The sequence below is a fragment of the Planctobacterium sp. AWM4_229 genome (genome assembly GCF_056160305.1).
Genome location: NZ_JBSWWX010000007.1, coordinates 334,854 through 361,410, shown reverse-complemented (window position 1 = coordinate 361,410; position 26,557 = coordinate 334,854). Strand labels below are relative to the sequence as shown.

Below are 26,557 nucleotides of genomic sequence, written 5' to 3'. Positions count from 1 at the left end.
TTTTCTTTGATTAGGTTATCCGCAAAATACGCAAAGACTTAACTTTTTATGTCGTCGACAAACGGATGCGGCGAGTCAAATTGTAACATTTCACCACTCACCGGATGCTCAATACCCAATTCTGCTGCATGTAACTGCAGGCGAGGTGCCATGCTTAAGGCTTCCTTATGAGCATATAGTCTATCCCCCAAGATTGGATGGCCCAGACTCAACATGTGCACGCGTAATTGATGAGAGCGTCCTGTGACGGGAGTCAATTCTACCAAGCTCCAGTTTTCGGCATTGTGCACAACTTGATAGTGAGTCAGCGCTTTTTTACCATTTTCCGCATCCACTTTTTGTTTCGGTCGATTGGGCCAGTCACAGATAAGTGGCAGGTCTACACTACCTTGTTCCCGCTCAGGGTTGCCGTACACACGAGCGAAGTAGCGTTTCTTTGTCAATCTTTTTTCAAACTGCAATCCAATGTGTTTGTGTGCGGCTTTGTTTAGCGCAAACAACATGATACCGGAAGTCGCCATATCCAAACGATGCACTACGGTAGCGGTGGGAAATACTCGTTGCACCCGCAATTGCAAACTATCTTTGTGCTCAGCTTGTTTGCCTGGCACCGAAAGTAGTCCGCTGGGCTTTTCCAATACCAGGATATCTTCATCCCGGTAGAGGAATTTAAGCCATGGACTGACGGGAGGATTGTAGTTAATTATCGCCAAAGTCGTATCTTTTTAGGGATTGTTAACCACAACGCGAACTGCTTCCAGGCGCAACTGGGCATTGTGTGCCGCCTTTAGCAATCCTTCTAGCTGTTGTGTCAGTATCTGAATTTCTTCCTCTCGCACCGAGGGATTAACCGCTTGTAAGGCTTTCAGACGAGCAATGTCTGCGCTGAGCTTTTGCTCAATCTGGCTGACTTTGTCTTGTTTAACTGCTTTTGCTTTTTCGCTACCAATTTTTTCCGCCATTGCCAGGGTTTTCTGGAACTGGCCTGTCAGGGCGTTAATCAGCTGGCTTCCAATCTTACGTGGCACTTTATCCAGTAACGGGAAGAAGGTGTCTTCTTCTTGGGCTTTAGCGCTCACGGAAAAACTGATGGGGGTGTCAGGGAAGTACTGATTCAACTGCAGACGTTTATCACCTTTTGCCGATAAAACATAAAGGCATTCCAGCCAATAATATCCGGCTGGTAAGGCTTTATTGGCGGTGAAGGCCATAGAGGATTTACCGTGTACATCGGCCAGTAACATGTCAATTGCGTTGTGTACCAGAGGGTGATCCCAACTGATAAAATGTACGTGTTCCAGATGTGTTGCGGTATCACGTTCATAGGTAATGGTCATGCCCTCATCCTGCAAACCCGGCAGGTGGCTCACCATAGACTCTGTCGGTGTCAACAGATAACAATGATCGTCTTTTTCTTCCTGCAATATCCCTAAGGTATCGAACAATTGCGTCATGAAGCGTTCGAGTGTGGGGGATTGATCGGAGTCCTCCAACTGCTCTACAAAAGCTTCAACTTTGCCAATGCCCGAGGAGTTGAGTTCCAGTAATTTATCACGCCCTTGTTCCAACTTGGCCAACAACTCTTGGCGAATTTGTTTCGTTTGCCCTAACAGCTGCTCCAATTGCTCACTTTGCTCAGGTTCAAACAAGCAGTTCTCTAATTGCTCACTTTGCTCATCGTAAACGGTGGAGCCGATAGGGCAAGTGTGACTAAAGGCATCAAGGCCTTCATCAAACCAGCGCAGCAACACGTCTTGTGCGGAACTGCTAAATACCGGTACGTGGATCTGAATGTCGTGTTTTTGCCCGATACGGTCCAGGCGACCAATACGCTGCTCCAGCAAATCCGGATTGAGAGGTAAGTCAAACAGTACCAGGTGATGAGCGAACTGGAAGTTACGTCCTTCACTGCCTATTTCACTGGTGATCAACACCTGCGCACCGTCTTCGCTTTGAGCAAAATAATTGGCGGCTTTGTCTCGTTCTACTATGCTCATGCCCTCGTGAAACACGGTGGCGCGCATGCCGGTTTTAACCCGCAATGTTTCCGCCAGATCCAATGCCGTAATGGCGTTGGCACAGATGGTCAGTACCTTTTCACCTTTTAAATTCTGCAGGGTGTCCAGGAACCAATTTACTCTGGTGTCGATATCCGTCCAGAGGTCGGTTCCGGCGTAATAAATCTCTGGCGTCAGGTGAGCATTAATTTTGGGAATATCACTGTTCTCAGCATATTCAACTGGCTCATCCAAACGCGCGGCATTGAGATAACGTCCGGGAAAGCCGCTAATGGTTTTGCGGGAGTTTCTAAATAGTACTCGGCCAGTGCCATGGCGATCCAATAAATCGGTAACCAACTGCTCACGTAAACTGTGGTTACTGTTGAGTTCGTCAAGGTCATGACTGAGGTCTGTGAGTTTCTCTTTTAATTGACTGTAGTGTGCCTCGGTTAGCAAGGCTGAACCCAACAGAGCACTTACCGTCTCTGCCAGTTGTGCGTATTCTTGTTCTTCTTTTAGGAAAGCGCCGTAATCGTGAAAGCGATTGGCATCCAGCAACCTCAAACGTGCAAAATGACTCTCATGACCCAACTGGTCTGGTGTGGCGGTGAGTAACAATACGCCTTTGGTTTTTTGGGCTAATTCATCAATGACCTGGTATTCCTGAGAAGGGTTACCGGGAGACCATTTCAGGTGGTGAGCCTCATCCACGATTAACAGATCCCACTGAGATTCCGATGCTTGCTGAAAATAACGGGTATTGTGGGTCAGGAAGTTCAAGCTACACAACACCAGCTGTTCACTGTCGAAGGGATTACCCCCTTCCTCAGTAAGAGACTCGCAGCGCTCTTCGTCGAAGATGGCAAAACTCAAATTGAATTTGCGCAGCATTTCCACAAGCCATTGGTTTACCAGAGAGTCTGGTACTACAATCAAGACTCTGTGGGCTCGTTCAGTGAGCAATTGCTGATGAATGATCATGGCGGCTTCGATGGTCTTGCCCAAGCCCACTTCGTCGGCTAACAAGACGCGTGGGGCCATGCGTTGTCCCACCTCTTTGGCAATGTGCAACTGATGAGGTATTAAAGAAACTCGTGCTCCCAGGAAGCCCAAAAGGGGAGAGGTCAAATGGTTGTGGCGATGCACGATAGATTGTTTGCGCATATCAAACCATCTGGGACCGTCGTAATGGCCATTGAATAAACGATCTTGTGGCTCAGTTAACACAAAATCATGGGATAAAAAGGTTTCTTTTACATTAACGGTTTCACCGGTGTCCTGACGGGTGGCGATATATTCAAGCGTCTCATTAGCTTCAACAACTTGATTGATTTTAAATTGCCAGCCCTCATGGTGCGTGGCGGTATCACCTTCAGAAAATCTGACTCGGGTAATTGGGGCATTCTTACGTGCGTAATTGCGACTCTCACCAGATGCAGGGAAGAGTAATGAGATAGTTCTCTCGTCCAGCGCAACTATGGTGCCCAGACCCAGTTCTACTTCTGCGTTGCTTAACCAACGTTGACCTAATGCGGGAAGCTCTTGAATTGCCATTTGAATCTCTATCTCGTTTATCTGTTATAACTATACCCAAACCACCTCAAGATGCCAGCTTCAGAGCTATCACAGCGCTTTCAATACAAGGCGCACTTGAGCAGGAATGTCGGCTACCTTTCAATCAAGTGCAACACAGTAATGGAAGCGCTGTGAAGCTCCCGAAGGGCGGGGCCTAAAAGCATTTATGCGGCGTTAAATTGTATCGACGTGAGAACAACCATGCCATCTCCAATTTACCTTGCCTAAATCCTTTTATTCTCCCGCTGAAGTCGAGTATCTTGAGGTAGTTTGGGTATATATAGCAAAGCGGGCGCGGGATTCTACAGGAAGTTAGTCCGCTGCTCCAATTATCATTTGTTGAAATTGTTTATTCTTTGAGCGTCACAATAACTTCATGGTTTTTTATTGTTAAAAACAGGTGAATGTCCCGGAAAAGTGATCTATTGTGGAGATGAATGGCATCGCCATTGTGAAGCCATTCACTGACCAGACTGACTGCAAACGGAAATGATAAAAAATGCAGTGAGTTAAACCCCATGGTTACATATACGGAGTGGCGAATGCCTGAAAAAACAACCTCTGCCTCCAAACTCTACGTTTTAGATACGAATATCCTGCTGCACGAACCCCTTGCTTTCCTCTCTTTTAAAGAACACGACGTGGTTATTCCCATGACGGTGTTGGAAGAGCTGGATTACATTAAAGACAGCAAAAAAGATGTGGCCCGTGATGCGCGGGTGAGCATTCGCGCGATGGAAGACATCCTGCACGAAGCCACACCTGAAGACATGACTAAAGGTGTGTCCTTAGCCGGGTTGACCGCGGGGGACGCTGCTCCCACCGGGAAAATGTCGATTTTTGCCGACCATCAATTACCCACTGGCGAAGAACGCTTCACCAGCAAAGAAAACGATAATCGTATTATCAATGCCGCGCTATTTTTGCAAAAAGACATGCCAGACCGGGTCGTAGTATTGGTCACCAAAGACATCAATATGCGCCTAAAAGCGAAAGGTGCTGGTCTTGCTAAAGTAGAAGATTATCGCACCGATCAATTGGTTAGCGATATCAAATATCTCAGTCGAGGTTATCATCGCTTCGAAGGGGACTTTTGGGACAAGGTGACTTCTGTGGAGAGCCGCACAGAAGGGCGTGATACCATTCATACTATTAGCCAAGAGGTATTGCCAGAAGCTTATGTTAATGAGTTTCTGTTGGACGATACCGATCATTTTGCCGGGATTGTGGAATCGGTAAATGGTGAAACTATGGATGTCCTGGACATGGGCTACGAGCGCTTGATGGGGAAAAACGCCTGGGGCATCGCGCCAAAAAATATTGGCCAGGCAATGGCCATGCACGCCTTGTTAGATCCGCACATTGATTTGGTGATTTTGACCGGACCGGCGGGTTCGGGTAAGACATTACTGGCACTGGCTGCTGCGCTGGAAATGGTGGTGGAGAAAAACATGTATGACAAGATCATCGTGACCCGAAGCACCCCCGAAATTGCTGAGTCCATTGGCTTCTTACCAGGTACTGAAGAAGAAAAAATGACGCCATGGCTGGCGGCCATTACTGATAGTCTGGAAGTACTGCATAAAAATGATGAGAACACCAAAGGCTCCATGAATTACATCATGGAAAAAGCCAATATCCAGTTTAAATCAGTGAATTTTATGCGGGGCCGCAGTATTCAAAATGCGATTGTGATACTGGATGAGTCGCAAAACTTAACGGCATCACAGTTAAAAACCATTATTACCCGATGTGGCGAGGGCACCAAACTGATTTGTGGTGGTAACCTGGCTCAAATAGATAGTAATTATCTTACCCCGGTAACATCTGGTTTAACTTATCTGGTGGAAAAATTTAAAAATTTCTCTGGCAGTGCTACAGTGAATTTAGATGGCGTGGTGCGCAGTCGACTTGCTGAGTTTGCTGAAGAGCACCTTTAATACGTTGTAACCAAGGCACTTTTGTGACAGCAGAGATACGCAAACCCACGGTTTTGATTGTTGATGATGATTTCATTAATAAAGAAATATTAGCGCATGGCTTGCAGAATGATTATCGCATTTTGCAAGCCAGCTCAGGCATCGAAGCGTTGGAGTTAGCAGAATCCGAAGTGCCTGATACCGTGCTTCTGGATATTGTTATGCCAGACATGGATGGCTATGAAGTCTGCCGTAAATTAAAAACCTCACGTCGCACTCAAAAAGTGCCGATTATCTTTTCGACCAGCAAATGCAGTGATGAAGATGAAGTCTTAGGCCTGACAATGGGTGCCTCTGACTACATCACCAAACCTTTTAACATGGCCTTAGTAAGGGCGAGAGTAAGAAACCAGGTTTTGTTGAAACAAAAAACCGATTTGCTAGAGCAATTAGCCAGTGTCGATGGTCTAACGGAAGTCCCAAATCGTCGTTCTTTTGATGAAATGTTCGAACAGGAATGGCGTCGGGCATTGCGCAGTGAATATCCCGTAGCCCTTGCTATGATCGACATCGATTGTTTTAAGCAATTCAATGATAACTATGGTCATACAGCGGGTGATGATTGCCTTGCTGCCGTAGCCAGAGTACTTTCTGGCGTTGCCAACAGAGCGGGGGATTTTGTCGCCCGTTATGGTGGTGAAGAATTTGCTTTTATCTTGCCCAACTGTGAGATTGGGCCTGCTGAAAATATGGCTGAAAAAGCCCGCGAAGCAGTAGAGGCATTGCAAATCAAGCATGGCTTTTCTGCCGCTGGAGAGATTGTAACCGTTAGTATTGGCGTGTCTAGCATGGTGCCTAAGCAAGAACAGTCCCGCAAAGAACTGATAGACAGCGCCGATGAAAGGCTCTACCTGGCAAAACAATCGGGGCGCAACATGGTGTTTGCCGGATAACTCTTGGTTTAACTGGCCACCGTTTATCTTGCTTCAGTTTATCTTGCCCGGCAGTTTTTCCAGTCGGAACATGTCATTGTTGATGTATCTCGCCGTTTCGTCCGATACTTCTCCCACTTTCATTAGCGATGGGCCAGTCGGGTCCAACAATAAATAATCAATGCCACCGCCCGAGACTTTTTCCTCGCCATCAAAATGAGGTAAGTTTGCGCCTAACAGCGCGTGATCAGGCAAGTATACCAGGGTCATGTGAAGATTCGGTAATAACGAGCGCAACAGGGCCGCAGTCAACGCCGCTTTGCTGTCGCAGTCTCCTTTGTTGCTTCGCAAGTAGGAAAAGGTTTGGGGATTAGCCCGAAGAGCGCAAGGCAAGTGATTGCTCTGTATCAGTTAACTGACTCACATTGTGATTTTAACATCGTTCTTGGTACAACTGGATCTAGTAAAATGTTTTCATTAGTAGCTGCTGCGTTGCATAACGAACTCTAAACCAAGAAGTATAAGAAAATAATGGTAGTCCGAAGTAGAGATTTTATGGATGAAGATCCGGGTCTCTACCGGGAGACCTTAAAGAGAAATCAATGCCATTCCTTGCAGGTATTACTGATGCGCTTATTTAAATGCACAGTGAAGATGGTTATGAACGCAATACCTTCGCTACTATCGAGCATATTGTTGAACGTGCAAATATCGAATTCACTAGTATTGCGTATTTTCGTGAAAGATCTTTTGATGATACTTTTTCATCGTAGATGAAGACCAAAATGTGAGAGGAACTCAAATGAAAGGCTTGCTCTCTCGTGGTGGTCGCAACTGTTGGACAATGGTATCAGGCAACCTTGCTAAGAAAGACGATAAGCTTGTAATGCCGGCTTCTAGCGGCGAGCGCGTAGCAGTCAATGTTTTCACAACATTGAAGAAAAGTTAGAAAGTTTTAACCACAATCTTTGTGAACATTAAAAGAACACAATTCTAAAGCAGCGCAACTTCTTGTGTAAAGTTTCCTTACAGTTCAGACTCTTTGAAACTTTTATTGCGTTAAATGTTCGTGAGCTAAACGGCCTATTTTCTTAACGAGGTGCGCCGGAATTTAAGCTGGCACAAATCTTGTTGTATAGACTGAAATTCGAATAAAAAGTTGTCTAAACAATGAGTGTAATGGTGGAAAAATTAGTTCATTTTTGTACTTCCAAACCCAAGTTGGTATATGGAATTTTACTTGTTTTGGCTATTGCTTTTACTGCGCAAATCCCTCGCATTCAGATCGATACAGATCCAGAAAATATGCTGGATGCAGAGCATCCAGCAAGAGTGTTTCACAATGACGTGAAATCCACTTTTGCCATGCACGATGCAATAGTGGTTGGTGTAGTAGATAGTGATAGTAGTCAAGGTGTATTCACCACTGACTCACTTACTGACATTTTTGACATAACAAAGTCAATTATGTCAATAGATGGCGTCATTGCGGCCGATCTAATGTCAATTTCTACAGTGGACAACATATCTCAATCAGCGCCAGGAACGATTCGTTTCGAATGGATGATGGCTGCCCCACCGACAAGTTCGCAGCAAGCAGAGCAAATTCAAGCTAATCTAGCGCGTCTGCCCCTGTTACAGGAAACGCTCGCATCTCAAAATGGCAAGGCGGCAGCAATCTATGTACCTATCGCAGATAAGAATGAGAGCTACCGAATTGCTGAACAAGTCCGAGAATATATTGCTGATTTGGACGGCACTGCGAGTTGGTATATCACCGGATTACCGGTTGCCGAAGATCAATTCGGTGTTGAAATGTTTATTCAAATGGGGATATCGGCACCGCTAGCCGGGTTAACTATCTTTGTTCTGTTGTTTTTATTTTTCCGGAACCTTCCACTAATTATCGCACCCATGATAGTTGCCATGGCTACGGTAATGATCACCATGGGAGCGCTAATAGGTGCCGGTTTTACTGTGCACATCATGTCGTCAATGATTGCAATATTTTTGATGCCGATAGCAGTAGTTGATTCGGTGCATATTTTGTCTGAATTCAGTGACCGTTATAAACCGGGACAGAGTCTTCAAGCCACTATTGAAGAAGTCGTTGGGCATCTCTTTACGCCCATGCTGTATACGTCAATCACATCATCGGTAGGCTTTTATTCGCTAATGTTGACGCCCATTCCGCCTGTTCAAATTTTTGGTGCTTTTGTTGGTACCGGTATCTTATTAGCCTTTTTGATCACCATTACATTCATGCCAGCTTATCTCAGTCGCATGAACGAATCTTCTTTGCAAAGACTCCAAGAGGTGATGCACAGTCAAAGCGGAGGCAGCAAGATTGCTCGTGTTGCCAAATCACTGGGTGGGATTGCGCTTCGATTCAGAACTCTTTTGGTGCTTAGCTTTGCTGTGGTCTTCGGTATTTCCGTTTGGGGAATAAATCAAATCCAAATTAACGACAACCCAGTGCGCTGGTTTAAGCAGGATCATGAAATAAGAGTAGCCGACAGGGTACTAAACGAAAATTTTGCGGGTACATATGATGCCTACATTGTGCTAAGCGCACATCAGGCGACAAAATCAATAACTGAAATACTTTCAGCGCGGCAGCCCACTTCACTGAAAAGTTGGGCAGAAGAGAGAACCGCAGCGCTTGAAAACTTGTCTAGCAATGAACAATATCAACAACTCATCATTGATGTTGAAGATAAGTTATTCTCGGACATTTCCGATGGAGAAGAGGCCTATTTATCAGCGGTTTTAGTGCAATTAGAGCAGACGCTCAGCGGCTCTAAAGTCTTTCAGTCACCAGAGATGTTGCAATACATATCAAGTTTGCAATCTCACCTGAATGAGTCAGGTCTGGTAGGTAAGTCGAATTCTCTTGCCGATGTAACCAAAGTTGTCAATCGGGAATTGCGTTCAGGTGATGACAAAGATTACCAGATCCCAGGATCAGCACCGGCCGTCGCCCAAACACTGTTGCAATATCAGTCATCACACCGACCTGATGATTTGTGGCATTTTGTAACGCCAGACTATCGCCAGACCCTGATATGGTTGCAATTAACATCGGGTGACAATCAGGACATGAGTCAAGTGATTGATGTGGTTGCCTCATTTGTTGAGTCCAATCCATTACCTGATGGTCTTGAACTCGGTTGGGCAGGCAAAGCCTATCTCAATGTAGTATGGCAGGATAATATGGTCGCGGGCATGTTAGACAGTCTAATCAGTGCCTTTGTTATTGTGTTTATCATGATGGTCATTCTGTTTAGGTCTTTGGTCTTTGGTGTGTTAGCCATGTTACCGCTCACCATCACCATAACATTCATTTATGGACTGATTGGTATTATTGGCAAAGACTACGATATGCCAATTGCGGTTTTGTCGGCATTAACATTGGGGTTGTCTGTTGATTTCGCCATACATTTTCTTGAGCGTGCGAGGGAAACCTATAAACAAACCCAAGACATCAAACAAACATTCGCGATTATGTTCGACGAGCCGGCAACAGCTATTTCTCGTAATGCATTGGTCATTGCTCTCGGATTTACACCGCTACTGTTTGCACCTCTGGTGCCGTACATCACGGTTGGTGTTTTCCTGGCCAGTATTATGGCTATCTCTGCGCTCGTTTCTTTACTGATCTTACCGGCAGTGATGACAATGGGTAGACGTCTCGTGTTTGGTCAGCAATAGAACAAAGGAGTATTAAATGCAGCGTTTTACACTGAAAACTATCCTCGGCTGCTCGCTAGCTATACTGAGTGTATTAGGGAATTCGTCCTTTGCTCAAAGTGAGCTTGATATCAACGCCTTGGTTAAGCAAGCCGAAAAGGTAGCTTACTACAGCGGTAATGATGGTCGTACAGACGCCCGAATGATGATTGTTGATGCACAAGGACGCAAACAAATGCGCCAATTTACGATCCTCAGACGTGATGTCGAAGATAATGGTGATCAACAAATGATGGTTTTTTTCTCTCGTCCGTCCGATGTGAAAGACACCGTGTTTCGGGTAGAAAAACGAGCTGACGTCAGTATTGATGATGACCGTTGGTTGTACTTACCAGCGCTTGATTTAGTTAAACGTATCTCAGCGGGTGACAAACGAACGTCCTTCGTGGGCTCACATTTCTTCTACGAAGACGTTTCCGGTAGAGCAATTTCAGAAGACTCCTTCTCACTGCACAGCGAAAGCGAACAGAGCTATACATTGAAGGCGAAGCCATTCAACCCTGGCTCAGTAGAGTTTGAGTACTACCTCGTCACCATTGACAAAGAAACCTCTTTGCCAATCCTAATCGATTTTTTCAAAGGAGGTGATGGTAACTATCGTCGAGTTGAAGCCGTCAAAATTGAAGAAATACAGGGTTTCCCTACTGTAGTCCGCTCTAAAGTTTCAGATCTCAATTCTGGTGGATACACATTGATGGAGTTTCGGAATATTCAATACGATATCGGTTTGGATGATGATGTGTTTACTGAGCGAAGTTTACGAAATCCTCCTAGACAATGGCTAAACTAAACATGCACTTCGCTTTACAAAACATGGCAATCGTGATGGCGTTGTTCCTATTGCCTTGGAGCGCAATTGTACACGCGCAAGTGTCTGAAAATCAGGGCGACGAATGGGATATGGGCGATTGGGAAGAAGAGGAGTCAAAAGCATATACTATTGACGGATTTATAGAGGCTGCACTGGGCACTCGCTTGAGCAATGATCCGGTGGTTGGAACTGACAAGACATTGGCTGATGTGCGCCTTCAATTTGAATATGACTACACCTTTGAAACTTCAGCACTGTCAGTAACCACAGATGCTTACTACGATGGTGTGTTAGATCAAACCCGTTTACAAATCAGAGAAGCAGCATGGCAAGGGAATTTGTCTTTTCTTGGCGATTGGGGGCACAAGTTTGATGCCAAAGTTGGTCAGCAGATCCTGACATGGGGAACGGGTGATTACGTATTTCTAAATGACCTGTTTCCGAAAGACTTTCAGTCATTCTTTTCCGGTAGAGAAGACGAATATTTAAAAGCGCCTTCGCTGTCGTTAAAGCTTTCTGGGTACTTCGATGCAGCTAATGTGGATTTTGTCGCTACACCCGAATTTACCCCTGATTTTTATATCAATGGCGATTATTTCTCATTCTTTTTGCCAATTGCAGGTGCGCAAGTTGCTCCAGGTTTCGACGTAAAACCGCCGCTGAGACCAGAATCACCTGAATATGCTCTACGTGTATACAAAAGCATCAATTCAGTTGAATATGCACTATACGCATACGATGGATTCCACAAAAACCCGAATAGTTTTACCACTGCTTTTGAGCCAACCTTTGCTGCTTTGCGCGTTTACGGCGCGAGCGTAATCACGCCACTAGGAAAGGGGTTATTCAACGCCGAATTTGCTTACTACGACTCGATAGACGACAAAGCTGGCACCGACCCTTTTATTCCTAATAGCCAAACGCGTTTGCTGCTCGGGTATGAGCGGGAACTATTAAAAAATCTGACTGGTGGTGCGCAGTTTTATCTTGAGAGGACTCAAGATCATGACGCGATGATAGAGAACTCGCCAGCGCCCCAATTTGAAGTAGAAGAAAATCGGGTTTGGCTAACACAAAGGCTAACTTATCGGGCTATGCAACAAACGTTGACGCTAAGTGCCTTTAATTTTTACTCGACTACCGATAGTGATGGCTACGTAAAACTGAGTGCAGACTACAGTCCGGTCGATGAATGGCGATTGTCAGGCGGATTTAATGTTTTTTATGGTGACGAGCCATTCACGTTTTTTAATCAGTTCGAGGATGCAAGCAACGTCTTCGTTCGTTTTCGTTGGTTTTATTGAGGAGTTTTTATGTCTGCAGAAAAAGCGTTAACCGCTTTTGCCGGTTTTATGGTTTTGTTGTCCGTTGCATTAACGGTTTGGGTACATCCAAATTTTGTTTGGTTCACGGTCTTTATTGGTGCAAATCTATTTCAACAAAGTTTCACCGGATTTTGTCCAGCTACTATCGTTCTAAAAAAAGTGTTTGGCTTTAAGAGCGAAAAAGAACTGGCGACAGGGAAACCTTGAGCTAAGTTATGTGGGATATACGCTATGTTGGCTTTATTTAAATGAGCTTAATGCTTTTGATGTTTTAGTTCAGCTAAATTTATCAAATTCCTGTAATGCATACATCATTGAAGGGCCAATAACCTTGCAAATAGCCATGGTGCGTGTTTCTTCTATCTCTTTGCGTGTTGCACCTAATTCGACCAGTGCTTTGGCATGGAAACCAATACAACCATCACAACAGGTTGATACATCGATAGCCTGTGCGATAAATTATTCGGTCTTTTTATCTAAAGCACCTTCAGCAGTAGCTACCTGTACCATTACAGAAAATCCCTTATTGGTATCCGCGATATTAGGTCTTTAGTTCTTGACATTGCCCGATAAACCTTCGGTGATTTCTTTGTGTGATTTCCTCATTTGCGCTTCCCTTGCGCTTATTTTATTGTCGATTAATAAACTTAAATTATTGTATTTTTTGAATTACTCATATTTGAGACCATGCTTCTGCAGTTTTCGATACAGCGTGCGCGTACTAACATCAAGTTTGGCGGCCAACTCATCAATGGACAGGTCTTGCGTTTCGCACAGGTTTTGTAGATACCGTTTCTCGACTTCATCCAGCGAGACAAGAGCATCTGGAATAAACGCATTACCTTCGCTTTCTCCTAGTACCTGATCAGGTAGATCGGATGGCTCTATGATATCTTCGTTCGCTAACAACGCGGATTGTTCAACAATGCTTTTTAACTCACGGATATTGCCGGGAAAACTGTATTGACAGAGGCGATTAAGGGCGCTGTCGGTAAATCTTTTGTGCCGCATTTCTGAGTGGCTCAGAAAGTGTTTTGCCAGCGCCGGAATATCTTCTGTACGCTCAGACAAGGAAGGCAGCGAAATTGGGAATCCGGCAATGCGATAGTATAAATCTTTTCTGAATTCACCTTTTTCTACCAGCTCCAAAAGGTTTTTATGGCTTGCACACAAAAGTCTGAAATCTGCTTTACGCTGCTTAATACCACCGACAGTTCTGTAACATTTGGTCTCCAACAGTCGGAGTAGTTTCACTTGCATACTTAACGGAACATCGGCTATTTCATCAAAAAACACAGTTCCGCCACTGGCAATTTCAATTAGCCCTTTTTTGGCGTGAGTCGCTCCGGTAAAGGCACCTTTTTCATGGCCGAACAACTCCGATTCAAATAAATTTTCATTTAAACCGGTGCATTCAATAACTACAAAGGGTTTGTTCGCTCGCTTACTCGAGCCATGCAGGGCTTTAGCAACGAGTTCTTTGCCGGTGCCAGTCTCGCCGTGAAGGAGAACGGCAATGTCAGATGTCGCCGCACGGTTGATTTTAGTTAGAAGTGCTTTAAACGGCGCTGATGCCCCAATCATTTTATCGGCCTCAGACTCCGATGCAGCGAAACTGATTTTATCGAGTATCTCTAAGAAGCCCATGGTTATGCCATCAGTATCTTTGACCGGCTTCATAATGATATCGCAATACGTTTTACCGACATTGGTTTTATGAATATGAACAACACTACTGGTTTTGCCTGAGTTTACACATTGTTGCATCGGGCAGTCTTCACCATGCTTATCACAAGGGCTAGTGTTCCCATGTGAAATTTCGAAGCAGGTACTTTCCCCTACCTTTACCTCTGTTTCATAGGTATCACTATAGGCTTCATTGACTGCCAGGATTTGGTAGTTGGTATTAATAAAGATAGCCGGCTTGTCAATTGCATTGATCATCGACTGTACGATTGAAATGTTCATTCAAAAATCAACTGGTAGCTGCCAAACATGTCAGTCACGATGACAAAAATGTCATCAATTGTAAATGCTAAAACATACTCCCATCAGTAAAATGTCAGATTCATCATAAAAAACAGATAGATAGACGATATTGAAATTTTGGCACAGCATTTGTTTACAAGAGATTTAAAAATAAAAATAGAAGGCTCAGGTTAATGGCAAAGGTTGTTGTATTAGGCGCGGGAACAGGTGGCATGCCTGCGGCATATGAAACAAAGGAAATTTTAGGTAAATCACACGAAGTTGTTGTCGTCAACGAACGGCCTGAATTTCGTTTCGTACCCTCTAATCCTTGGGTAGCTGTGGGTTGGCGTGAGCCTGAGGCGATTACAATTCCGATCGAAAAGTACCTGAGCAAAAAGGAAATTGGCTTTATCTGCGCTCGCATCACGCAAATCGATACTGAAAACAACCAGCTTAAAACTGAGGCAGGAGAATCGATTGATTATGACTACCTGATCATTGCTACAGGGCCAAAACTGGTTTTTGCTAATATTGAAGGTGCCGGCCCTGAATTCAACACTCAATCGATCTGTACCTTAGATCACGCTGTGCAGTGCCATAAGGACTTCGAAGCCCTATTGGCAAAACCTGGGCCTGTCGTAGTTGGTGCGTTTCAGGGAGCGAGTTGTTTCGGCCCTGCGTATGAGTACGCATTTATATTGGACAAAGCACTAAGAGATGCCAAGATCCGTCACAAGGTGCCAATTCATTTTGTTACCAGCGAACCCTATATAGGTCATCTGGGTCTTGGTGGTGTTGGTGATTCGAAAGCACTCCTGGAGTCTGAGCTTAGAACACGAGACATCAAGTGGATATGTAACGCGACAGTCGATAAAGTCGACGAAAAAATTATGCATATTTCCGAACTCAACCGCAAAGGTGAGGTTGAGTTTAACCATAGTGTTGATTTTAACCACGCTATGCTGATCCCACCGTTTGCAGGCATTGATGCTGTTGCAAATGTTGAGGGATTATGCAATCCCAAAGGTTTCGTTATTACCGATGAACACCAACGTAGTCCCAAGTATCCCAACATATTTTCGGGAGGTGTGTGTGTCGCGATTCCTCCGGTTGAGACAACACCTGTGCCAACAGGTACGCCGAAAACAGGCTACATGATTGAAACCATGATGACGGCAATTGCACACAACTTAAAAGCGATCATCGTTGATCAAAAAGAGCCGTCAACCAAAGGCACATGGCATGCGATTTGTCTAGCCGACATGGGCGATACAGGTGCTGCCTTTGTAGCTATGCCACAAATACCCCCACGAAACATTACATGGTTTAAAAAAGGGAAGTGGGTACATTTGGCGAAAATTGCTTTTGAAAAGTACTTCATGCGAAAAATGAAGACTGGTACTAGTGAGCCGGTTTACGAGAAATATGTGTTAAAAGCACTTGGTATAGAGCGACTTGAATGATGTACCAACTTACTAAGCCCGCGATTCTTGTTCTTGCTGCCATTACATGTGGCAGCGCTTTGAGTGAGACTAGCCCAGAAGACGCTGAACAACTCGCTGTGCAGGCAAAAGCCAAATCAACAGCCTTTGCGAAAATGCTAAAACAAGCTTTGATGACCGCTGTGCAATCCGGTGGATTTGAAAATGGGGTAAAAGTCTGTAAAGACCAAGCACCTGAAATCGCCGCACAGTTATCAACGGATGGTTGGGATGTTGCCCGCACCAGCTTGAAAACGCGTAACAGCAAAAATGCGGCAGATTCTTGGGAATATGACATGTTGGTCGCTTTTGATCGCGAGTTTAAGGCAGGTAAGCCTGCAAATAGTCTCACTGCAACAGCGTTAAGGGATAATCAATTTTGCTATATGCAAGCTATCCTTACAGGACAATTATGTCTTGCCTGTCATGGACAAAATATTGAACCTGGTCTGGGTGAGTCCATAAAACAAGCGTATCCTAAAGACCTTGCCACAGGATTTACACTTAACGATATTCGTGGTGCCTTTACAGTGACAAAGTCGTTAAACGAATAAACCTTCCTTAAATTTGCCAAAAGTGACAGCTAGCAGTGTCACTTTTGGCAATCTCCACTTAAACCACTTTGATGTAGAATAATATTTCTTAAAAAACGATTAAAAAACAATATATTACGTTAAAAGATTTAATTGGCACGTGTTCTGCAAAAGACTGTTCAGTAAACCGTTTTTACAGCATTAAATACTTTAAGGAGAAACAGCATGAACGAGACGCTAATTGAATTATCTCGTTGGCAATTTGCCATGACTGCCATGTTTCATTTCATATTTGTCCCACTTACGCTTGGCCTGACATTTATGTTGGCCATTATGGAGTCGGTTTATGTGATGACTGGCAAAGAGATCTACAAACAAATGACCAAATTTTGGGGGAAGCTGTTTGGGATCAATTTCGCCATCGGTGTAGCAACTGGCCTGACTATGGAATTTCAGTTTGGCATGAACTGGTCTTATTATTCCCACTATGTGGGCGATATTTTCGGCGCACCGTTAGCCATTGAGGGATTGATGGCATTCTTCTTGGAGTCAACTTTCGTCGGCTTATTCTTTTTTGGCTGGGACAGAATGTCTAAAGAGAAACACTTGATGACCACTTGGCTTGTCGCCTTAGGTTCTAACTTTTCAGCCTTATGGATCCTAATTGCCAATGGATGGATGCAGTATCCCGTAGGTGCTGAATTCAACGTTGAATCCATGCGTATGGAAATGACAAGTTTTGCAGATGTGATGTTCAATCCTGTCGCTCAGGTCAAATTTGTCCACACTGTTTCTGCAGGTTATGTCACTGCTGCTGTTTTTGTGCTGGCGATCTCATCCTATTACCTGCTTAAAGGTCGCGATATTGCATTTGCGAGACGTTCCTTCGCTATTGCTGCAAGTTTTGGCTTGGCATCGATTCTTTCAGTCATAGTCCTGGGTGATGAAAGTGGATACGAGCTTGGCGATGTGCAAAAAGTCAAATTGGCTGCGGTTGAAGCAGAATATGAGACGCATCCAGCACCAGCACCTTTTACCGTGATCGGATTACCTAATGATGAGACTGAAAGTGTTGATTATGCGCTGCAAATTCCCTATGCCATGGGCATCATCGCAACACGCTCATTAGATGAAGAGGTAATGGGATTAAAAGAGCATAAAGTCCTTAACAGGGAGCGTATCTTATCCGGTATCGAAGCTTTTGCGTTGCTTGATAAAGTCAGGGCCGGTGATGCTACAGAAGCCGAGTTGACGGTTTTCGAGCGCCACAAAGACGATCTCGGTTATGCCATGCTGCTACAGCCTTTTGCCGATGATATAACCAACCCCAGCCCAGAAGCGATTGATAAAGCCGTCGATTACAGTATTCCACCTGTAGCACCACTATTCTGGAGTTTTAGGATCATGGTGGGAGCAGGTTTTGCAATGCTTTTACTATTTATCCTCGCGTTTTACTACAGCACGAAGCACCAGATCACTAAGCCACGCTGGCTGTTGAAAGCAGCACTATGGAGCCTTCCGCTGCCTTGGATAGCCTCTGAAGCCGGTTGGTTTGTTGCCGAGTATGGCCGCCAACCTTGGTCTATTGCTGAGATTTTGCCAGTACATACATCTGTTTCAAATCTGTCAGTTTCTGATGTTGTGATCACCATGGTGGCTTATTCGGCATTCTATACGGTGATGTTTATCGCGGCATTTTACCTGATGCAGAAGTTTGCCAGAAAAGGCCCTTCTGCCACCTTCGCAGAATCAGAAAAGGCGCTTGAAGAAGCATCCAATGCTATCGCTAAACCACAGGGAGCACACTCATGATTGATTACGAAATGCTACGCATTATTTGGTGGGTATTAGTCGGCGTCCTATTAATTGGCTTCGCTGTTACCGACGGCTTCGACTTAGGTGTTGGCGCACTGCTTACATTGGTAGGAAAAACTGACGAAGATCGCAGAGTGATGATCAACACCATCGGGCCCCACTGGGACGGTAATCAGGTTTGGTTCATTACTGCTGGCGGTGCGATATTTGCCGCATGGCCACTTATCTATGCCACAGCCTTTTCGGGATTTTATCTGGCACTGGCATTGACGTTGATAGCGTTATGGATGCGACCCTTAGGGTTTGACTATCGTAGCAAATTGACCAATAAAAAATGGCGGCAAACGTGGGACTGGGCACTCTTTGTCAGCGGCATCGTACCGTCATTGATTTTTGGTGTTGCCTTCGGCAATTTGTTTCTTGGCGTACCTTTCGAATTGGATGACACTCTCAAAGCAACTTACACAGGCGGTTTCTTTGGTTTGTTAACGCCTTTCGCCTTGCTTGCAGGGCTGGTATCTGTAGCCATGCTTTTGAATCACGGTGCAAGCTGGCTTCAGCTTAAAACCGATGGGGTACTGCATCAACGCAGCAGAGCTGTTTCAGTAGTACTTTCTCTTGCGACGGTCGCTTTGTTCGGATTGGCCGGACTATACCTTTCATTAGGTGTCGATGGATACGTTGTTACTTCCAGTATCGACACTATGGCAACCAGCAATCCTTTGACCAAAACAGTGGAAATTGCCAGTGGAGCTTGGTTATCCAATTATGCCTCCTATCCTTGGATGATCGTTGCCCCGATACTAGGCATTGCAGGTGGGCTTGGTTGCGCCATGGCGTCTTATAAAGGTCGCAGTGGCATTGCCTTTACCTCAAGTGCACTTTCGATTACTGGCATTATTCTTACGGCAGGGTTCTCGCTATTCCCATTTTTGATGCCAAGCAGCACGATGCCGAATGCGAGTCTAACGGTTTGGGATGCGACGTCTTCGCTATTAACGCTTCAAACCATGTTTATTGTTGCCTGTATTTTCGTGCCTATCGTGTTGGGTTACACAATTTACGGTTTCTGGGTTATGCGTGGACGCATCAAACAATCTGATTTGAATAAATCACACGCCATCTACTGATTAAGGAGAAAACTATGTGGTATTTCACGTGGATTTTAGGTGTTTTACTTGCGTGTTCATTCGGGATCATCAATGCCATGTGGCTTGAATCTACCGAAGATATGGATCGTACAGAAGACGAATGATGAAAACACTAACAATACCCCAACAACCTGGCCTTAAATGGTTAAAAGACGCAGGTCGAGAGGCCAGGCGCTGGCAGCTTGGGGTGTTGGTTATACGTTTGCTACAGCTTGCTGCTCAAATCACGACGTTTGGGGTTTTCACTCGCCTCGTGCACTTGATTATTGTCGAGCAGCAAGTTGTTTCTTTTGAGCAAATGCTACCCATGGTCATTGCAATGTGCGCATGGGTGACTTTCAGTCATTTGTCGGGTGTTCTTGCTCAAAAAGGTAAATTTGCGTTGGAAGCCAGTATCGAACGCAAGGTTCACGAGCTGTTGCAATCTAAGCAATTAGTATTGACACGGAGGTTTTCGACGACTTACTGGCAACAACTGTTGATGATTCATCTTAGCGATGTAGGAGACTTCCTGACGCAATATACAGTGCAAAAGTGGCTCGCAGCGATGGGGCCGATTATTGTGATAGGTATTATCTGGCCTGTGAACTATATCGTTGCATTAACTCTGCTCGTCACTATGCCAGTCGTACCATTATTTATGATTCTTGTAGGTAAAGGTGCTGCAAGCCTGCATCGCAGGCATTTTATCGCACTTGAACGACTGGGCGATATGTTTTCAGATCGCCTAAAAGGCTTAAGACTAGTTACTTCCACCGGACAGCATGACAATCAATTAAAGCGACTTGATGATGCCAGTAACATTGTCAATCGCAAGACAATGAACGTGGTTTCTGTTGCGTTCTTGTCGACTACCGTTTTGGATTTTTTTGCCACTGTATCAATTGCGTTAGTAGCTGTTTTTATTGGTTTTACTATGCTCGGAGAGCTAAATGTAGGCCCTAGTATATCCTTGCAACAAGGACTATTTATGCTACTGGTTGCACCTTTGTTGTTTTCCGAACTAAAAACCTTGGGTCGCTTATATCATCAGAAAGCCAAGGCTCAGGCTGGGGCTGAGCGCTTTGAAGAGATTTTTAAGGAAACTACTGAAACCAAAACTTCTACAGAATGTAAAGATTTCGCATGGCTAAATTTCCAGCTTGATGAGCCGCCACTGCATGCTAACCGACTCTCACTGAATCAAGGCGAATGGATTTTGCTTAGCGGGTCGTCTGGCAGTGGTAAGACATCGTTTTTAGAGGCTCTAATGGGATTTAGGCACGCCTCTCATGCGCTTCATGGCGACGTTGGTATGCTTTCCCAGCAGGTTGCCATCCTTGACAATACGCTGGCTTTTAATCTGCACCTGGGAAACGCCTCTTACTCAAAGGAATTGATGATCAACGCACTCAATGATGTCGGCTTGCTTGACTGGTTTGATCATTTGCCACAAGGCCTGAACACGCAGCTCGGCGATTGCCCGGCACTATCAGGCGGAGAAGCACAACGCTTAGCGTTAGCGCGGATGTTACTTTTGCAGAAAGACATTATTTTGCTTGATGAGCCAACTGCCCATCTGACCGAATCGCAGCATCAGCTCATCGCGACGCTTATTCATGAAAAATTATCCGGAAAAACTGTGATTTGGGCGTCACATAAGGTGTTGCCACGCGATTGGTTTAACCAGCGTTGGCAGCTCGAAGCGGGTGAAATCAAGGTAAGCAAATGATTCACGAGCTCTGTAATAAAACCTCTTTGTTAAAACAAATTGCGACATTGTTGCTTGCCACTGTTCACTTCGTTGCTGGCCTAACCATACTGATGGTTGCATCCTGGTTTATTGCTGCATGTAGCATCGCTGGCATGGGCTTCAACTACATGCTGCCAGCGGTAGTTATCCGCGCACTAGCGCTGATTCGTATCGCCTCTGGCTATTTTCATATGTTGATCGGTCACAACGACTTACTTGAACGTATTGCGTCCATCAGGCTGCAAATATTTGCTGGGTTAAAAAACAAGGCCGCTATTGAAAGAAGTGAATCTCTTGACGCGCTGCATCATCAAAGTGAGCAAATAGCAAGTATATGGATCGCCTGGGTGTCCCAGAGCGCTGGCGCACTACTATCTATTCTAGCCCTCAATATTGTCATTATTAGTCTGGTACCGATTTTAACCTTGACGGTGTTAGGGTTTTCAGCCGTGTTTCTTGCCGTTTATGGCATTTTGTTGGTTTCTCTGGCCTACCTGAGTGCAGATGTAGCAGAGCAGAAGCGTAAAAGCCAAATTAACATCATCCAGCATATAGAAGCGGCATCAGTTTGGCATTTATACAAGAACTTTGAACAACAAACTCCTCAAATGCAGCCTTTGAGGAAGCTTGAAAATCGCATTAATCAAAGGATCCGCACTGCGTCGACACTTCTGTTTGTAGTCGCAATGGCCACCATAACCGGCATTTTTTCATTCTATTCCGTAGAGCTTGCTGGCAACGCGGTATTTGTCATTTTGCCGATGGCCTTGCTCAGCATTAATGATTGGCTGTCTCCGACCTTATCGAATCAAAAACAACTTTTAAGCTATCTTCGAGCAAAACAATCCATCTATGGTGTTGTTCAGCCGGGTGGCGATTTAGCTGAGTACACAGGGAAAATTGAATCGCTCAGGATAGAAGAGTTCAAACCTGATGAGACGCGTATGGACTCTGTCGATGCGCGTTTTGAACGGCACTCTATAACGGTTCTTGTTGGAAGCTCTGGTGCGGGCAAAAGCCGCTTATTGCAAGCGTTAAATGGCTTACTTCCGTTTAGCGGAAGGAAATCAGTAAGTTTAAAACACTCGCCAAATGTGTTTTCACCCGTGCCAAATAACGCATTGATAACCGATTGTCTGTATATCGAGCAGTTTCCTCATGTGTTATCCGATACTTTGCGTTCAAATTTGCTAATTGCCAACACCAGTGCAAATGATCAACAACTATTCAATGCTTTACAAAGTGTGGGTCTCGGTCACCTGTCTAACTTGGACATCTGGCTCGGGGACAATGGCCTGCCATTATCTGGCGGAGAAAAGAAACGCCTTGGCTTAGCCAGAGCTATCTTAAGTGAGGTTTCAATACTTTTGCTCGATGAACCTTTTGAAGCATTGGATAAAGATAATGCAGATTTAGCAACCAATGTGATTAATGAACTTGCATCTAAACATATGATTATCCTGGCGACACATATTGTGCCCGAAGCGCTTGAACACCATCAGCTGCTGTCGTTGGATAATTGCTCATCCAGTTTAGATGCAAATCACTCCTTGATAGGAATTTAGTGCAATGAGTAAGTTAAATATTTGTCCTTTTTTTGATGAAGCAACCAACACAGTGACCTATGTGGTAACCGATACGGCTACAAAACAAACCGCAGTTATTGATCCCGTCCTGAACTTCAACCCAAACAGTGGAGAGTTATCATCACTAAATGCAGACAAGATCATTGCATTTATCGATGAAAACGACCTGAAGTTAGAGTGGATTTTGGAAACCCATGTTCATGCTGACCATATTACCGCAGCTCAATATCTAAAAAGTAAGCGTGGTGGTCAAACCGGTATCGGTGAACATATTAAGAAAGTACAGGACACGTTCAAAAAAACATTTAATCTGAATGGCGAATTACCCTGTGATGGCAGTCAATTTGATTACTTGTTTGAAGATGGCGAGGTGATCTATTTAGGCCATCTTGAGATTGAAGTCATGCATACACCAGGACACACGCCCGCGTGTGTCAGTTACAAAATTGGAGATGCAATATTTGTCGGTGACACCTTATTTATGCCGGATTTTGGTACGGCAAGAACGGATTTCCCCAATGGTAGTGCAAAAACCTTATTTGATTCCATTCAACGCATATTAGCCTTGCCTGACTCGACGAAAATATTCGTAGGACACGATTACAAATCACCATCACGAGATAAATTCGCGTGGGAAACAACTGTTTTCGAGGAGAAACGTGACAACATCCATATTGGGGGGGGGGGGTTCAAAAGAAGATTTCGTTGCGCTTCGAAAAAGTAGAGACTCAACACTAGATGTTCCTCGATTACTTTTGCCCTCGATTCAACTTAACATCCGTGCTGGACATTTACCCGACAATGAAAGTAATGGCACCGCTTATTTGAAGATCCCGCTGTCTGTGGACGTCAGTTGACTATGTTTGATATCGATGTCTGGGTGGGGGCTATCTTGGTAGGCATGAGCTTGGGTTTGTTAGGCGCTGGCGGCAGTGTGCTGACTGTCCCGTTATTAGTCTATCTTGCGAAGGAGCCTGAAAAGTTAGCTGTCGCCGAATCTTTGTTAATCGTAGGTGTAGTCGCACTGGTAGGAAGTATCACCCACCTTAAGAAACGTGCTGTATCTATTTATCACGCATTGGCATTCGGGCTCCCAAGTATGATGTCTGCCTCACTCGGGGCTTACATATCACGCTTTTTTGAAGGGCAAACCCAGCTTATGGTGTTTGCTATCACGTTGCTGTTAGCAAGTGGATTTATGCTTAGGCCAATTGATCCCAACGTACCTCAAAAACAACAAACGCCGAAGTTGATGATGCTGATAGGGTCGGGAGCAGTAGTCGGTGTTATTGCAGGCTTTGTTGGTGTGGGGGGCGGATTTCTCATTGTTCCCGCTTTATTAGCATTTGCCTTTATGCCGGTAAAAACTGCCATTGCAACCAGCCTGATTATTATCGTCATGCAAAGTATCGCAGGGTTCACCACTTACGCAATTCATTTTGTAAGCAACAGTATTGAGTTTAATTGGCCGTTAATCAGTCTGGTGAAGGGGTGCGCTGTGATTGGTGTGCTGGCTGGTAATAGGTTGAGCCAACGGCTTCCGCAAAAGGTGTTAAAGAAGCTTTTTGGCTTACTTCTTATACCTATTTCTATTTTTGTACTTTCTAACAACTTGTAGGAGTTATTTATGGCGTTTGCAATGATTACTGATCAATATTCTGTTTCAGGTGAGCTAAGTGAACAAGACTTTGAAACACTAAACGAACTAGACATCACACTCTTGATTAATGCAAGACCTGACAATGAGACGGAAAATCAAAAAACAGATGCAGAGCTTCAGGCACTATGTTCGCAACACGGTATTGATTATGTGCATGTGCCAGTAAAACCTGGGCAGTACTCTGAGCTAGATGTAAAAGCCGTATCAGAAGCGCTGTGTAAAGCCAAAGGTAAAGTCCATGGGTTTTGTCGAACCGGTGCCAGAGCTGCTCACCTATGGGCATTAACACAGAAGGAACAGCAACCCTTTGAAGCGTTACAGCAAAAAGCAAAAGCACAAGGTTACTGTCTTGAAATCGTAAAAGGTCAATTTTAGCAGGAGTTTTTAATGCGATTTATAATACTACTAGCATTAACGGTTTCGTTGACGTTGATGGCACAGGGAGAGCAATCGAGTGGAGCAGCGGATAATCGAATACTTATTTCGTTAAAAGCGGAACATAAGCACTTTGTTCTGGAGAGGATGCGACGAATGCTGGAAACACTTACCGCTATTCAGACAGAGTTAGTCAATGAGCAACCACATGAAGTCGATGAACTCGTCCAAGCACTAATGGATTACACTGCTGAAAATCATCCTGATGACTTAAGAGGTTCTATGCCAGATGCATTTCGTCTGATGAGTCGAGGAATGAATCAACAATGGCGAAAACTGACGGTTGAGTCTAATGACCAGAAAGCGATTCAAGAGACAGTTATCACTATCATGAACTCATGTAATAGTTGCCACAGGGCATACAGGATCGAGTAGACAGTGTTTAAAGGCTTGGATTTAGATAAATTCGCTGATTTTGCTGCACCTCTACTCAGGGGTATGGCAAATGAGCATAGACTGGTCATCTTGCACATCTTGTCTAAGCAAAAGCAATCGGTGAACCAACTGGTTGACGCGCTTGCGATACCTCAGTCGGTCGTCTCCCAGCATTTAAAAATACTGCTCGAAAGCAACCTTGTACTTGTTGAAAGAATTGCTCAGAAAAGAATGTATCGATTCAATGATACTGATGAAAACCGAACGCTTTTGAATTTGGTGCTTTGCATCTACAACAAACGTACCAGTGTGTAGAAGGTGTTAGTGTTTTTCAGAAAAGTCTCCCGCTATTTTGGGCAATTAGCCAAGTCAGATGTGTCCCATTTAATGAGAAGAGCACATGATTATTAAGCGCTGTACTGTAAAGGATATATATATCTTAGTACTTTTATCTGGAGTGAGTTTAACTGGCCACCGTTTATCTTGCTTCAGTTTATCTTGCCCGGCAGTTTTTCCAGTCGGAACATGTCATTGTTGATGTATCTCGCCGTTTCGTCCGATACTTCTCCCACTTTCATTAGCGATGGGCCAGTCGGGTCCAGCAACAGATAATCAATGCCACCGCTCGAGACTTTTTCCTCGCCATCAAAATGAGGTAAGTTTGCCCCCAACAGCGCGTGCTCAGGCAAGTATACCAGGGTCATGTGAAGATTGGGCAATAGCGAGCGCAATAGGGCCGCCGTCAACGCGGCCTTGCTATCACAATCCCCCTTATTGGTAAGCAGTACTTCTGAAGGCGGTATATATCCAGCCCCATTGGAAGTTACTCTGTCTTCTAAGGCATTGTAGGGGATACTCTGCACCCAACTTAAGATCATGTTTACGTAGGCTCTAGAGGTGCTGTCATCATCCATGAGTTCATAAAGTGCTTGGGATGCAGGTAACAGGGCGGTTACCGCTTCGTTTATAAAACGAATGTGATCGGGTTTTACGCCTACCTGGCCATAAGGGCTCTCATAACGACTGTAGTAGTTCATTTCCAGATAGCGATCGAATGCAGCCTCTCTTTCCAGGGTTAGTTCTCCCATCCACTTATCAATCATTTGTTGGGATCGGCTTTTTACCTTAATTTGCAATTCATCCCCGCGGGGAATAAAGCGTACTCGCGCTTCTTTGGGGTTGATGGTTTGCGCCTTTCGTTGTAGTTCCATAAATACATAGCGCTGAGCTATTTCAGGGCGAAACACCTTGTTTTGTTTATTTTGCGTGGCGATATCGCTTTTATTGAGCTTGAATGCAAGGGAGCGATGGGTGCCAAAATAATCTTGCCAGCGATAGCGCAGCTCTATGCTGTTGTTACTATCTTCTTTGTGGAAATAGGTTTGAGCGGCCTGACTCGGCACACAAATAAGCATCAACAGCGCTATAACGCTGCCTGATAGACTTCGTTTGTAAGTACCTGCTATACCTTTGGGCAATTGATTCGCCTCGTGGAACCTATATTCA

Annotated in this window: 25 protein-coding genes; 19 read left to right on the top strand and 6 right to left on the bottom strand. The window is 44.7% G+C overall.

Annotation, left to right across the window (positions count from 1 at the left end; all coding sequences use genetic code 11):
* Positions 1–38: 38 nt before the first annotated feature.
* Positions 39–713 carry a bifunctional tRNA pseudouridine(32) synthase/23S rRNA pseudouridine(746) synthase RluA gene (gene rluA / locus ACXAGP_RS17455; protein ID WP_475262837.1) on the bottom strand — a complete coding sequence of 225 codons (675 nt, stop codon included), beginning with the start codon at positions 711–713 and terminating at the stop codon, positions 39–41.
* Positions 714–725: 12 nt separating this feature from the next.
* The gene (rapA, locus tag ACXAGP_RS17450) at positions 726–3,554 is read right to left on the bottom strand and encodes an RNA polymerase-associated protein RapA (RefSeq protein WP_475262836.1); all 2,829 of its coding nucleotides are present in this window, start codon (positions 3,552–3,554) and stop codon (positions 726–728) included.
* Positions 3,555–4,117: 563 nt separating this feature from the next.
* On the opposite strand from rapA, the gene ACXAGP_RS17445 reads away from it, so the two are divergent.
* Positions 4,118–5,515, top strand: a complete 1,398-nt coding sequence (locus tag ACXAGP_RS17445) for a PhoH family protein (RefSeq protein WP_475262835.1) — start codon at positions 4,118–4,120, stop codon at positions 5,513–5,515.
* A 23-nt stretch (positions 5,516–5,538) separates the two neighbouring features.
* Positions 5,539–6,447: a GGDEF domain-containing response regulator gene (locus ACXAGP_RS17440; RefSeq protein ID WP_475262834.1), complete on the top strand. Its 909-nt coding sequence runs from the start codon at positions 5,539–5,541 to the stop codon at positions 6,445–6,447.
* 33 nt (positions 6,448–6,480) lie between these two features.
* On the opposite strand, the gene ACXAGP_RS17435 is transcribed toward ACXAGP_RS17440, so the two are convergent.
* The gene (locus tag ACXAGP_RS17435) at positions 6,481–6,696 is read right to left on the bottom strand and encodes a hypothetical protein (RefSeq protein WP_475262833.1); all 216 of its coding nucleotides are present in this window, start codon (positions 6,694–6,696) and stop codon (positions 6,481–6,483) included.
* Between the two features lie 532 nt (positions 6,697–7,228).
* Here ACXAGP_RS17435 and ACXAGP_RS17430 point away from each other — a divergent pair.
* The 5 genes from ACXAGP_RS17430 (at position 7,229) to ACXAGP_RS17410 (ending at position 12,519) form a co-directional block, all read left to right on the top strand.
* The gene (locus tag ACXAGP_RS17430; protein ID WP_475262832.1) at positions 7,229–7,375 is read left to right on the top strand and encodes a hypothetical protein; all 147 of its coding nucleotides are present in this window, start codon (positions 7,229–7,231) and stop codon (positions 7,373–7,375) included.
* A gap of 230 nt (positions 7,376–7,605) precedes the next feature.
* Entirely contained in the window at positions 7,606–10,137 is a 2,532-nt protein-coding gene (locus tag ACXAGP_RS17425) for an efflux RND transporter permease subunit (protein ID WP_475262831.1), read from the top strand.
* A 16-nt stretch (positions 10,138–10,153) separates the two neighbouring features.
* On the top strand, positions 10,154–10,966 hold the full coding sequence (locus ACXAGP_RS17420; protein ID WP_475262830.1) for an outer membrane lipoprotein-sorting protein: 813 nt from the start codon (positions 10,154–10,156) through the stop codon (positions 10,964–10,966).
* Positions 10,954–12,291, top strand: coding sequence for a DUF1302 domain-containing protein (locus tag ACXAGP_RS17415; protein ID WP_475262829.1), 1,338 nt, complete (start codon positions 10,954–10,956; stop codon positions 12,289–12,291). The genes ACXAGP_RS17420 and ACXAGP_RS17415 overlap by 13 nt, the downstream gene beginning before the upstream one ends.
* A 9-nt stretch (positions 12,292–12,300) precedes the next feature.
* Complete coding sequence (locus ACXAGP_RS17410) at positions 12,301–12,519, top strand: YgaP family membrane protein (protein ID WP_475262828.1); 219 nt, start codon at positions 12,301–12,303, stop codon at positions 12,517–12,519.
* A gap of 69 nt (positions 12,520–12,588) precedes the next feature.
* Here ACXAGP_RS17410 and ACXAGP_RS17405 read toward each other — a convergent pair whose 3' ends face one another.
* Positions 12,589–12,756 carry a carboxymuconolactone decarboxylase family protein gene (locus ACXAGP_RS17405; protein ID WP_475262874.1) on the bottom strand — a complete coding sequence of 56 codons (168 nt, stop codon included), beginning with the start codon at positions 12,754–12,756 and terminating at the stop codon, positions 12,589–12,591.
* 225 nt (positions 12,757–12,981) lie between these two features.
* Positions 12,982–14,280: a sigma-54 interaction domain-containing protein gene (locus tag ACXAGP_RS17400; protein ID WP_475262827.1), complete on the bottom strand. Its 1,299-nt coding sequence runs from the start codon at positions 14,278–14,280 to the stop codon at positions 12,982–12,984.
* Between the two features lie 194 nt (positions 14,281–14,474).
* Between ACXAGP_RS17400 and ACXAGP_RS17395 the strand changes: the two genes are divergently transcribed.
* The 12 genes from ACXAGP_RS17395 to ACXAGP_RS17340 all read left to right on the top strand — a co-directional run bounded on the left by ACXAGP_RS17395 (position 14,475) and on the right by ACXAGP_RS17340 (position 25,366).
* Positions 14,475–15,746: an NAD(P)/FAD-dependent oxidoreductase gene (locus tag ACXAGP_RS17395; protein ID WP_475262826.1), complete on the top strand. Its 1,272-nt coding sequence runs from the start codon at positions 14,475–14,477 to the stop codon at positions 15,744–15,746.
* On the top strand, positions 15,743–16,318 hold the full coding sequence (locus tag ACXAGP_RS17390; RefSeq protein ID WP_475262825.1) for a Tll0287-like domain-containing protein: 576 nt from the start codon (positions 15,743–15,745) through the stop codon (positions 16,316–16,318). The genes ACXAGP_RS17395 and ACXAGP_RS17390 overlap by 4 nt, the downstream gene beginning before the upstream one ends.
* 204 nt (positions 16,319–16,522) lie before the next feature.
* A complete protein-coding gene (locus tag ACXAGP_RS17385; RefSeq protein ID WP_475262824.1) occupies positions 16,523–18,109 on the top strand; it encodes a cytochrome ubiquinol oxidase subunit I in 1,587 nt (528 codons plus the stop codon).
* Positions 18,106–19,242 (top strand): cytochrome d ubiquinol oxidase subunit II, encoded by a 1,137-nt coding sequence (gene cydB, locus ACXAGP_RS17380; protein ID WP_475262823.1) that lies wholly within the window; start codon positions 18,106–18,108, stop codon positions 19,240–19,242. Before ACXAGP_RS17385 ends, cydB begins: the two co-directional genes overlap by 4 nt.
* A gap of 14 nt (positions 19,243–19,256) precedes the next feature.
* Positions 19,257–19,367, top strand: a complete 111-nt coding sequence (gene cydX / locus ACXAGP_RS17375) for a cytochrome bd-I oxidase subunit CydX (protein WP_475262822.1) — start codon at positions 19,257–19,259, stop codon at positions 19,365–19,367.
* The gene (locus ACXAGP_RS17370) at positions 19,364–20,974 is read left to right on the top strand and encodes an ATP-binding cassette domain-containing protein (protein ID WP_475262821.1); all 1,611 of its coding nucleotides are present in this window, start codon (positions 19,364–19,366) and stop codon (positions 20,972–20,974) included. The genes cydX and ACXAGP_RS17370 overlap by 4 nt, the downstream gene beginning before the upstream one ends.
* Positions 20,975–21,000: 26 nt before the next feature.
* A complete protein-coding gene (locus ACXAGP_RS17365; protein WP_475262820.1) occupies positions 21,001–22,560 on the top strand; it encodes an ATP-binding cassette domain-containing protein in 1,560 nt (519 codons plus the stop codon).
* A 4-nt stretch (positions 22,561–22,564) separates the two neighbouring features.
* Entirely contained in the window at positions 22,565–23,305 is a 741-nt protein-coding gene (locus ACXAGP_RS17360) for an MBL fold metallo-hydrolase (RefSeq protein WP_475262819.1), read from the top strand.
* Positions 23,306–23,440: 135 nt separating this feature from the next.
* Positions 23,441–24,199 (top strand): sulfite exporter TauE/SafE family protein, encoded by a 759-nt coding sequence (locus ACXAGP_RS17355; protein WP_475262818.1) that lies wholly within the window; start codon positions 23,441–23,443, stop codon positions 24,197–24,199.
* Positions 24,200–24,208: 9 nt separating this feature from the next.
* Positions 24,209–24,616, top strand: a complete 408-nt coding sequence (locus ACXAGP_RS17350) for a protein tyrosine phosphatase family protein (RefSeq protein WP_475262817.1) — start codon at positions 24,209–24,211, stop codon at positions 24,614–24,616.
* A 147-nt stretch (positions 24,617–24,763) separates the two neighbouring features.
* Positions 24,764–25,051 carry a hypothetical protein gene (locus ACXAGP_RS17345; protein WP_475262816.1) on the top strand — a complete coding sequence of 96 codons (288 nt, stop codon included), beginning with the start codon at positions 24,764–24,766 and terminating at the stop codon, positions 25,049–25,051.
* A gap of 3 nt (positions 25,052–25,054) precedes the next feature.
* Complete coding sequence (locus ACXAGP_RS17340) at positions 25,055–25,366, top strand: ArsR/SmtB family transcription factor (RefSeq protein ID WP_475262815.1); 312 nt, start codon at positions 25,055–25,057, stop codon at positions 25,364–25,366.
* Between the two features lie 173 nt (positions 25,367–25,539).
* Here ACXAGP_RS17340 and ACXAGP_RS17335 read toward each other — a convergent pair whose 3' ends face one another.
* Positions 25,540–26,529, bottom strand: a complete 990-nt coding sequence (locus tag ACXAGP_RS17335) for a transglutaminase-like domain-containing protein (RefSeq protein WP_475262814.1) — start codon at positions 26,527–26,529, stop codon at positions 25,540–25,542.
* Positions 26,530–26,557: the final 28 nt, after the last annotated feature.